The sequence below is a fragment of the Chryseobacterium sp. KACC 21268 genome, assembly GCA_028736075.1.
Taxonomy (GTDB): Bacteria; Bacteroidota; Bacteroidia; order Flavobacteriales; family Weeksellaceae; genus Epilithonimonas.
Genome location: CP117875.1, coordinates 1,554,187 through 1,565,626, shown reverse-complemented (window position 1 = coordinate 1,565,626; position 11,440 = coordinate 1,554,187). Strand labels below are relative to the sequence as shown.

Below are 11,440 nucleotides of genomic sequence, written 5' to 3'. Positions count from 1 at the left end.
AAAAATGAAATATGAAATATGAAAAATTTATCTGATGATTTTCTTAGTCCGCATATCGCCACTATTTTCAGCTTTGATGATGAATACACCGTTTGGAAGCGCAGACACATCAATCCTTAAATCTTTAGACGGAGATTTATAACTTTTAACCAGCTTGCCTCCCGCATCATAAAGCGCAACCTGACCCAAAACTTTAGACGATTTCACCACAAAGGAATCTCCATCTCTGTAAACCTGGAAATCAGATTTTGAAACATCTGAGCTTCCAAGAACTGCAGACTCCTTGTAAACGATCTCGAAACGTGTAGCATCTGTTCCTTTTGCAGCCTGGAATGTGTAGCTGCCATCGCTGCTTAGATTAACGTATTGGTTCAGTAGTTTATCCCTTAGGTAAATGGTTTGAGCACCATCAAAAATGCCTTCCCGCGTTTGAAGTGTGATGGTGTAATTGCCAGCCGCAGAGAAGACAATGCCCAACGGCACCACATCTTCCGTGCTGAAAGCTGCAACTTTTCCCTGCACCGCAAGTTTCTTCGCACCCAAGATTGAGTAGAACGAGTCAGAACCTACCATGAATAATTCACCATCATAATCGGTTTCATAATCATCTGTTGCACCAGGAATATAGCCCACTAATAGTGAATTGACAATATCTTTAGGAGACGTCATTGTGAGCCAGTATCTGTTTTTAGATTCCTCACTTTTCTGGAAGAAAGTTCCATTACTCGCAACCCGTAATATGTTGGTTGCGCTGTAAGAATTCTTAAACTGGAGACTTCCTGTTCCAAAGTTTTTTTTCTGAACGATGAATCCTTGGCCAACTTTTACAATACCGTTGGGAATTGCCAGGATGCCGGTACCTCCTGCTGCATAAGTTGCCGCATTACCTCCAGTCCCGTTGTACACAGCATAGTTATTTGCCGAGTAATTGGAACCAATCTGCGTAGGCGTAAAGTTGTTGTTGGTCCAGAAGTAAGCCGTGTTCCAAATCAAGGAACTGTTTCCTAAATACAACTCATCAAACTTGATATTCGATGGATAAGGATTTCCTATAAGGTTATAACCGTGAACCATCGATCCGTCAGTTCCTGTATTAGCCGATCTTTTAATATCATAATTAATATTACCATTATTTGGAGTTCCGGTGAAGACATAAGTCTTGGAACTGCCATTGACAACTGTACTTTCTGCACGGAAGGCATACCCTTTTCCTGCCACAAAGTTTGGCTCTAAGGTTTGATTTACGGCATTGAACAAATCATTACTCTCATTATATTGATACAGCCTGTTAGCCGGCGTACCTGGAGAGAAAGCCTGCAAGCCCTGCCCTGCTACCGGAGAACTCCAGTACAAGTAATCCATCTGGATCGTAAGATTATTAATATTGCTAGCCAACCTTTGGTATTGGATATTGCCAGTATTAACAGCATCTGCATCCTGCAAAAGTTGCGCATTATTCTCGAAAATCACAGATCCACCGGTATTCTGAATTCCTTTTGCTGCAGTAAGGACGACTGGTGAAACCAAATCCAAGGTGAGCGGAACTCTAAGCGTACCGCCTGTGACAGCAATCAGATTATTAACCCTTGTATTACCAGACAACGTTTTCACACCACTATTTGAGATTCTGATGTCTTGATAAGAATTGCTACTTCTCAGCGTTTGATTTTCTGCAGAAGCCAGCTCAATCTCACCACCTGATAGATTCATATTGAAGAATCTAGGAATATACTCTGAGTCAATATTATTAGATGATGCTTTGGTAATCTTGTAACCTGTGCCTGCAGCCATCTTGAGAATACCGGAAGCACTCATCATAGCTGAAGTAGAGATGAAGTTGACATCCGTCTCTTCTACCCGTCCTCTTCTGATATCCAGAATACCTCCCAGACCATTATTGATATTAGCATTCGGTAAATTGATGAGTCTGAAAGCGGTGCTAGGTGATAAAACCAAGTTATTATTATCAAGCTCTACAATCACAGCACTACCGTTGGCTCCAGTTCCAATTCCAGCTCCCATACTTTGATTTACTTTCCCGATGTAATGGAAGGTTGCATAAGCAAAGTTTGGATTGTTTGTGGTTCTCACGTTTCCAACTGAGCCGGCAACATCAGAAATACCTTGTGGCGATGAGATTTTGAGATACGCACCTATCGCAGAAGTGAAATCTGTTGCAATCCTTCCGTTTCCTGTGATATTGTTAGCAGTAGTTCCTGTAAATCCAAAATCCAAAACAGCACCGCCGTCCACATAAAATCTCGATCTATCTCCAAGATCAAAATCCCTTGATAATTGCACATAACTGCCAGCTCTTGCGTAAAACTGAATTCTTCGATTGCGGGCAACATCTGGAAAAGCAACATTCAAACTTTGAATCTGGCTTGCCGAAGTACCGTTTCCTACACCATTAAAATTAAATATCTTATTTGAATTATTATCCAGGGACGCATCCAGTTTTCCACCAGTCACTGTAAGATCGCCTTTCAGATTAACAGTTGAGACTGCACCCGGAGCCGCATTGGCATTCATATCAAAAACACCACCAGTGATAGTCATGTCGCCATCGATGTTTATAGTATTGTTTCCGCTAGTAAAGTTGGTTAGATTGACAATACCTGCAGACTGCAAATAGTTACCTCTTACATTAATGGTATTGCCCTGCCCGACCGTGTAAGTTGCAGTCCCGCTGATCGTAAGATTATTATATGTAAAAGATGGAGCAGTGAAAACATTACCCGTAGCAGGTGAGAAGAAATTCACTGTACTTCCTGTCACGGTATAAGTTCCCACTCCAGGATTAAAAACATTGCAGATCCCAACTGTGCCCGTACTAGACAAAACCCTGTTTCCACCTGCCGCATCCAGCGTACCATAGTTAAGCGGCGGAATAGTTTGCGAGACAGCACTCCTAATTTCAATTTTACTGGCGCAGTTTAGATTAGCCGTAGCAGCAGCACTATTGTAAGAAACATTCCCGCGAATTATCAGATTGCTGTTTGCTGCCATATTCAGATTGCCATTCAGTGTAAAGTTGTTGATGGCTCGGCTATCTGTGATATTAAGATTTGTTGCACCGGAATTGATGATTACATTATCAAACGTTGTAGGCACCCCATTTGGCGACCAATTGGAAGCAATCTGCCAGTTTGAATTGACATTTCCGTTCCATGTAAAATTGTTTGAGATGGATGAGTCCACAATGTTGACATTGTAATCTTCTGTGTCTCCGTAGATGGTGGTATTACACGCTCCGGCATTGGTGTATGCAGTATCACTTCCACCCCGCAGCCGTATTCTTTTTTGCCCAAGACCTGCAGTCACCGGGATTGAAAACGTATATGTCACCGTAGCGTTACTGGTAGCAGGAACTATAGCCATTGCAATAGTTTCTGTCGCTTCAAAAATACCATTCCCATTAAAATCTATCCAGGCACCGCTATACTGAATATCAACAGGATCATTAGTACCGAAAGTCATCGTGAGCGTGTTTGTTGTCGAACCTCTTACAAGATCTAATGGTGGTTGATTGTTAGTATACAAATAACCGGAGTTCCCTGTCGGTGTCGCATTGGAATAAGTTGCTCCTAGCGAACTGGTAAGACTCATATTAACAATCCTATCATAGACATTTGTATTAGATGGATTGATGAGGCAACTGTTGACTGACAAGGATACATTATCTATAGCTGCCGGAGGTAGGTTTGCGACACTTCCATCATTAGTCCATTCAAAGATTAGCTTCATTGTTTGACCTGCGAAGCTGCTAAGATTTTGCGTACTGGTAAATGTTACAAAATTGGGTTGATCTACAAAATAACCAGAGACCTGTATCCTTATTGACGACGCCGAGATGTTAGTACTTGCAGTTGGGTTATAGCTCAAAGGAACGAGCCAGACACGTAAATAATCGTAATAGGTCAAAAAATATTCGCCCCTCGTTTTCCAATCGAAACTGAGCGTAGCATTTGTAGTACCTGAAGGGATTGCGATTTCTCGATAAGCGTGAACAACAGAGGCAGCATTTCCGTTATAGCCATTCGTCGATCCATTATCATTGGAGATATAAAGAGATTTGGACCCCAATCCACTAGAGGTCGCTCCGCCCACATGCCATTTGTTAACTTGGGTACCATTTACGAGAACCCATTCGTTGGTTCCTTCAAAATCATCAAAATAGTTTAGGGAAGCTTGCGCTGAGATATTCACCACACAAAACAAAGCCATGCACGAAATTACAAAATTGCGAAATATACTTACGCAATCATAAATAAATAAATTTTTCATCATAATAGAATTATATTTTTACATCATCATCAAATATAAATTTATTTTACAATAAAAAAAATAATTAACAATAAAAAAAATTAATTCATACTAAAGAAGTAATATCAAACTAAATTACTTTATAACCATCATTTCACTATAAAGATTTTCAATATGTAAAATCTTAGAAAATGGACTGCTAATGTTCTTCAACTCTTCCTTGGCGTGGATATAAGTATATCGGGAAGCAATATTGTACATATTGGAGACGAGCACCAGCCAGCATTCTTTGGCTTTCGTATTGTAAAGTTTGTACTTGCTGTTTTTCTTTTCAATTACTTGTCGGATTTTTTCGGAGTGAAGCTCATCAAACAGAGAAAACCGATATTCTAAAAACAAAAGAACGCCCTTGTGATGGGGCATTCTTCTGATATGTTTGACAAATTTCGTGTTCTTGTTGTTGGTGATTGCAGACGAGATTTCTTTGATCAACTGCTCTGGTTGCTGGTAAAAATCCTCCTGGTGATAATCGATGCTGAGATAATAGATACCAGAGAGACTTTTATAATCTGACAGCAAACTTTCCACGGTTCGAAAGATATGATTGATGTAACTTTCCTTTTTCTTGAGTTCAAAATGATTGATGATCTCTGAAACTTCAACACCGATGCTTTTTCCCTGATAATTAATAATGAAATCCGGACTCTCACCTGTCAAATTTTCGATCTCGATATCTGGATAATGGGCGAATAAGGTACTGAGCAAAAGGAGCTCGGTTTTCTTTTGATATTCCTCGCGCTCGTGCAGATTGGCGTTGCCAATGGAATCGTACCACTTTACCATATTATCCGATTGGCAAGTTTTGGAAGCGACATACACATCCAAATTTTTCTGAAGGTCTTCACAATAGATCATTTTGAATTTATTAGAAATTTAACCTGTTTAAATTTAATAAATAATTGATTACAAAATACTTATATGAATTAAAATTAATAATTAATGGGAAGTCGCTTAATGAAAAATGCCATTAAAGAGTGACATTCCAAAAGCAATATAGCTTCACAAACAAGCAATGACAGCGGAATTCTTAATTTGATAACCACATTTTTTCACATTATAAGTCCGTAACTCATTGTACAAAAAACTAATTGTTATATTTGCAGGCATATAGACAAGACCTTAAAAAATTATAATACGAATGGATTTTAAAAACTTCAAGATGCCTTACAGCATCAATCCAGATTACACCAAGAAAACAGCTTATTTCTCTATGGAATTCGCGATAGACCAATCACTTAAGATTTATAGTGGCGGTCTGGGATTCCTTGCAGGTTCTCATATGAAAAGTGCTTACAATTTGAAACAGGATTTCGTGGGAATCGGGATTTTGTGGAAATATGGTTACTACGACCAAAGCAGAAATATGGATCAAACCCTGAATCCTATCTGGACAAAAAAAATGTACAGCTTCCTGGAAGATACAGGCATCAAATTTCAAATCGAGATCCACAACGCCCCGGTTTGGGTAAAAGTTTGGTACTTGGCTCCAGAGACTTTCAAAACTTGTCCAATGTTCTTCTTGAGCACAGACGTACCAGAAAACGACCATTTATCAAAAACAATCTGCCATAAACTTTACGACGCCAACGAATCTACTAAAGTTGCCCAATACATCCTTCTAGGAAAAGGTGGAGCAAAACTTTTGGATTTGATGAATTTCGAAAGAGATGTTTACCATTTGAACGAGGCGCACGGATTGCCAGCGGCATTTTATTTATTAAGAAAATATGGCGGTGATTTGGCCAAAGTGAAAGAAAAATTAGTTTTCACAACGCACACACCAGAAGAAGCAGGAAACGAAAAACACAACATCTACCTTTGCCACGATATGTCATATTTTTGCGGATTGACCATCGATGAGGTAAAGAAGATCGAAGGTGTAGAAGACGACAGATTCAACCACTCACTTTGTGCCTTGAGAATGGCGAGAGTTGCAAATGGTGTTTCCCAGTTGCACGGCGTGGTTTCCAGAGAAATGTGGAACAAATATGAAGGCATCTGCGAAATCAAATCGATCACCAACGCTCAGGAATTTGGTTATTGGGGAGACAAAGCACTCTATCAGCACAAAGAAAATGGCGACAATGAAGAATTTGACATCAGAAAAGCTTATCTAAAGAAAAGAGCCTTCAGAATCGTAGCAGATCAAACTGGAAATATGTTTGACACAAAAGTTCTCACCATTGTTTGGGCAAGACGTTTCGCAGGTTACAAAAGAGCAGACCTTCTTTTGGCAGACAAAGAGCGTTTCAGAAAATTGCTATCCAACAAAGATCATCCAGTTCAGATCATTTGGGCAGGAAAACCTTACCCGATGGATTATGGATCGATCTCGACTTTCAACAACCTGGTTGAGGAAAGCAAAAATCATAAAAATATGGCCGTGCTTACAGGCTACGAATTGGCATTAAGCAAATCATTAAAACAAGGTTCTGACATCTGGCTGAACAATCCAAGAGTTCCAAGAGAAGCATCCGGAACCAGTGGGATGACCGCTTCTATGAATGGATCTGTCAACCTTTCAACTGACGATGGCTGGATCCCTGAATTTGCGAAACACGGAGAAAACTCCTTCGTAGTTCCTAAAGCAGATTACGACAACTGGCCAACGATAGAGCAAGATAATTTCGATCTTAATAATCTTTATGATGTTTTGGAAAACGAGATCATCCCAGCATATTACGAAAAACCTGACCAGTGGAGAAAGATTGTTCAAACTGCAATGGACGATGTGAAAATCCAATTTGGAAGTGATAGAATGGCAGATGAATATTACAAATTACTTTATTAATCTTCCATTAATTTTATAAATAATTTAAGCCTTTCATACATATGAAAGGCTTTTTTTGTAAATTTCCAAAAAATAACATATTTTAACCAACTAAATAATGAAAACCAAAATTATCATTTTAACTCTTCTCACTATTTCAAGCTTTCTGTTTGGACAAAAATTTCAGAAAGCAATAATTCAGATGGTTGATGGAAATACAAAAACTGGTTTTGTAAATGGTAAAATTGATAAAGAAGCTAAGAAAATAAAATTCAAAAGCAGCGAAAAATCTTCTACCGAAACACTTTCCATTGATCTAGTAAAATCATTTAGCCTTCAAGATTCTTTTGGAGAAAGTTATGAATTTGAAAATGTATCTGTCTTTATGGACGAAAAAAGAAAAAAGCCAGAATCTCTTTTGATGTTAAAACTAGATTCAGGTTATTATGATTTATATTTTTACGCAGATATTTCATTTGATAAAAAAGGAAATATTCAGTTTTCAGACAAGCAATATAATGTAGCGGAAACTCCGGCGGTATATTATTTCATCAAAAAGGAAAAAGAAAAAGAAGGAGATTTTTTTTCTTCAGAAAACATTGATGGCTTTTCTGCATTTTCTCCTTTTCACAAATATTTGAAGAAAAGTGTTGCGAGATTTATGTCCGATGATAAAACCTTGGTAGATAAAATCGAAAGTAAAAAATTATCTGCGAAAGACATCCCACAAATTGTAAAAGAATACAATGAGTTCAAAGCAAGCAATGTAGAATAACTTTTCGAAAACTTTTCACATCAGCCTTTTAGAATTTTCTGAAAGGCTTTTTAATTTGGATTTATTTCCTAATTTTAAGTTTCAAAAACACAAATTATGATCCTCGATTTTCTTTTTCCAAACCGCTGTCTGGATTGCAATCAGTTGATTGACAAAAATGAGATCGTCTGTGAGATTTGCAAAGACAAGATCCATTTTTCCCATCATCAATTCTCAGAAAACAATGGTTTGAAGGAAAAGGCTTCTCTCCTATTTCCGGTCGAAAATGCATTTTCATTAATGCTTTACGAAAAGGAAAGTCTGGCGCAGAAGATCATCCAACAACTGAAATACAACCACCGAGAAAAGATCGGGAAGAATCTCGCAGAATGGACTATCGAGAAACTCAACTTCGAAGACAAAAAACCAGACCTCATCGCCACCGTTCCACTCCATCCCAAAAAGCTGAAACAAAGAGGCTACAACCAACTTCATATTTTCTCGAATGAGTTGTCAAAGCATTTTCAGATTCCGATCAGTCATTCTCTTCTTCAGCGAACGAAACATTCCAAAGCACAAGCAAAGAAAGGGCAAAGCGAACGTCTAAAAACAAAAAATGCTTACCAACTGACCGAGAAGATCCGTGATAAGCATCTATTATTGATCGATGATGTTTACACCACTGGAAACACAAGTTCCAACATCGCTTGGGAAATCATAAATAATTCAGACAATGTGAGGGTCAGTTTGCTTGTGATGGCGATGAATGTGTAAATATAAATGATGGTTGATAGTTGATAAATGATGAGTGGCAATCGATTATCATTTATCAATTATCGTTTATAATGATCTATCTCTGAAGTTTCTCACCGTAACTCAAATCCCCCGCGTCGCCCAAACCTGGCGTGATGTAACCTTTTGGAGTTAAACTTTCGTCCAATGCGCCAATCCAGATCTTTGCGTCAGGATAAGCTTTCTGGATGGTTTCTACACCCTGTCGGCTTGCAATAGCCGCGACGATATGAATGGACGTAGGTTTTCCGTTGGTCAAAAGATCTTTGATGGCTTCGATTAGGGATGCGCCGGTTGCCAACATTGGATCAGATACAATCAGTGGACGATTGTCCAATTTCGGGCAAGTGAGATAATCTTGTTTGATGGAAAAATAATCGTTGATGTCGTGTTTTCTATACGCCGCTACAAATCCACAATCTGCTTTATCAAAATAATTGAGAATCCCTTGGAACAATGGAACGCCAGCTCTAAGAATCGTAGTGATCACTGGTTGTGTTTCGATTTCTTTGACGGAGATTTTTTCAAGTGGCGTGGTGATTTCGATGTCGATGAAATTCAAAGTTTTGCTGATCTCGAAAGCGGCAATTTCACCGATACGTTCCATATTTCTACGGAATTTTAAGCGGTCATTTTGTACCTCAACATTTCGAAGGTCATTGATCCAGGAGTTCACCAATGAGAATTCTTCTGATAAAACTTTTAGCATTTCGTTTATTTTGTGGGTAAATATCGTAAAAATTTGGAAATTGTCTGGATTTGGTTCCAAATTATTTTAGATGAAATTAGTTATTTAATGATATTTTGATTGTTATAGGTGGCTCCTCTGGAGCTTTGCTAATGGTGTTGATTTTTTTCCTACCAACAGGTCGCTCTTCTAGAGCTTTGCCAATCGTTCAATTACTTTTCTACCAATAGGTCGCCACGCTGTGGTTTCTTTCTAAATCTTAGGCTTTGGTGATTTTGCTAACATTAGATTTTCTTATCATTATTTTGTCATTCCGTAGGAATCTAGACTGTTTGGTTTTTCTAGGAAGACATAATTGCATTGGTTATCACATCATATTATCTCATTGTAACAGGTCGCTCCTCTGGAGCTTTGCCACAGGTCGTGATTTGTTTTCCTGCCAACAGATTATCGCTCCGCGACTTTTTCTGATATAACTTTGCTTTGAAGCATTTTGAAAACTTGAAAGATGGTTGAAAGCTTCAACATAGCCCCGATAGGAACGGCATCCTTTTTCTTTTCCGTTAACTTCGGCTACGCTCAGGCAACGGAAAAGAAAAAGATATAGTGGATAGCGGGTTGGAATGGTGAAAAGAAATAAACACGTGATGCTCCTAAAAATAAAAAACCCTCTCGAAGTTTGAACTAAGAAAGGGTTTGGATTTTTATTTTTGTCTGAAGTAGATCTCAATCGGCACTCCGGTGAAACCAAAGTTTTTTCGAAGTTGATTTTCGGTGAATCGCTTGTACGGCTCCTTCACATATTGCGGAAGGTTGCAGAAGAATACGAACTGTGGCGATGGCGTTGGCAACTGCACACAATATTTGATCTTGATGTATTTTCCTTTGTTGGATGGCGGTGGCATTGCTTCGAAGATCGGCAACATCACTTCATTCAGTTTGGACGTTTTGATCTTCTTCTTACGGTCTTCGTAAACGACCATTGCCATTTCTACGGCTTTCAGGATCCTTTGTTTTGTCAAAGCTGAAACGAAAAGGATTGGAATATCATTGAACTGACCGATCTTGTCTCTGATGGATTGCTCGAAATCACGGATCGTATTGGTGTGTTTGTCCTCGATGAGATCCCATTTGTTGACAAGGATCACGATTCCTTTTCTGTTTTTCTGAGCCAATCCGAAAATGTTCATATCCTGAGATTCCCAACCCTGTGTGGCATCTACCATCAAGATCACGACGTCGGAATATTCGATGGAGCGGATGGATCTCATTACGGAATAGAATTCCAGATCCTCGGAAACTTTCGCTTTACGACGCATTCCAGCTGTATCTACCAACACAAACTCGTGTCCGAATTTGTTGTACAAAGTCTGGATACTGTCTCTTGTGGTTCCTGCAACGTCGGTTACGATATTTCTTTCCACATCAAGGAGCGCGTTCGTCATTGTAGATTTTCCTACGTTTGGACGACCTGCGATGGTAATCTTTGGCAAACCTTCGAATGGATCTTTGTAATCCGTTGTCGGGAAATCTCTTACAACAGCATCTAGCAATTCTCCAGTTCCGGAGCCTGTTGCGGAAGATAAAGTGAAATATTTTTCAACGCCCAATTGGTAAAACTCTGTTGCAGGAAGTTCTTCTTTGGAAGAATCCACTTTGTTGACTACCAAATATAATGGCTTGTTTGATTTTCTTAATAATTCGAAGATCTCTTGATCGGTGTCTGTAAGTCCATCGTCCACGCTTACCATAAAGATGATAGAGGTTGCTTCGTCCACAGCCAATTGAACTTGCTTGCGGATCTCCACTTCGAAAACGTCGTCTGTTCCTACGTCGTAACCACCTGTGTCGATCACGGTAAAATCAACGCCGTTCCAGTCAGATTTTCCGTAGTGACGGTCTCTGGTAACGCCGGCAGTGGAATCTACGATGGCTTCTCTTCTTTCTAATAATCGATTAAATAATGTGGATTTTCCTACGTTGGGACGCCCAACGATTGCGACAATATTTGACATAAATTTGTTTCTTGGTCTCAGCTCAGCTTAAGAATCATTGAGCATAAGACTTGGTTAAGAATGGGTTACTTCGACTTTCGAAGCCCAAAATTTTT

Annotated in this window: 7 protein-coding genes; 3 read left to right on the top strand and 4 right to left on the bottom strand. The window is 39.1% G+C overall.

Annotated elements, in window-relative coordinates; translation table 11 throughout:
• Positions 1–27 precede the first annotated feature (27 nt).
• Positions 28–4,227 carry a GEVED domain-containing protein gene (locus tag PQ459_07435; protein WDF48302.1) on the bottom strand — a complete coding sequence of 1,400 codons (4,200 nt, stop codon included), beginning with the start codon at positions 4,225–4,227 and terminating at the stop codon, positions 28–30.
• Positions 4,228–4,401: 174 nt separating this feature from the next.
• Positions 4,402–5,181, bottom strand: a complete 780-nt coding sequence (locus PQ459_07430) for a hypothetical protein (protein WDF48301.1) — start codon at positions 5,179–5,181, stop codon at positions 4,402–4,404.
• A 283-nt stretch (positions 5,182–5,464) separates the two neighbouring features.
• Between PQ459_07430 and glgP the strand changes: the two genes are divergently transcribed.
• The 3 genes from glgP (at position 5,465) to PQ459_07415 (ending at position 8,624) form a co-directional block, all read left to right on the top strand.
• The gene (gene glgP / locus PQ459_07425; GenBank protein WDF48300.1) at positions 5,465–7,117 is read left to right on the top strand and encodes an alpha-glucan family phosphorylase; all 1,653 of its coding nucleotides are present in this window, start codon (positions 5,465–5,467) and stop codon (positions 7,115–7,117) included.
• A 97-nt stretch (positions 7,118–7,214) separates the two neighbouring features.
• Entirely contained in the window at positions 7,215–7,871 is a 657-nt protein-coding gene (locus PQ459_07420; GenBank protein ID WDF48299.1) for a hypothetical protein, read from the top strand.
• Positions 7,872–7,967: 96 nt separating this feature from the next.
• Entirely contained in the window at positions 7,968–8,624 is a 657-nt protein-coding gene (locus PQ459_07415; protein ID WDF48298.1) for a double zinc ribbon domain-containing protein, read from the top strand.
• Positions 8,625–8,700: 76 nt separating this feature from the next.
• On the opposite strand, the gene upp is transcribed toward PQ459_07415, so the two are convergent.
• Positions 8,701–9,351 (bottom strand): uracil phosphoribosyltransferase, encoded by a 651-nt coding sequence (gene upp / locus PQ459_07410; GenBank protein ID WDF48297.1) that lies wholly within the window; start codon positions 9,349–9,351, stop codon positions 8,701–8,703.
• 683 nt (positions 9,352–10,034) lie between these two features.
• Entirely contained in the window at positions 10,035–11,345 is a 1,311-nt protein-coding gene (gene der / locus PQ459_07405; protein WDF48296.1) for a ribosome biogenesis GTPase Der, read from the bottom strand.
• Between the last annotated feature and the right edge of the window lie 95 nt (positions 11,346–11,440).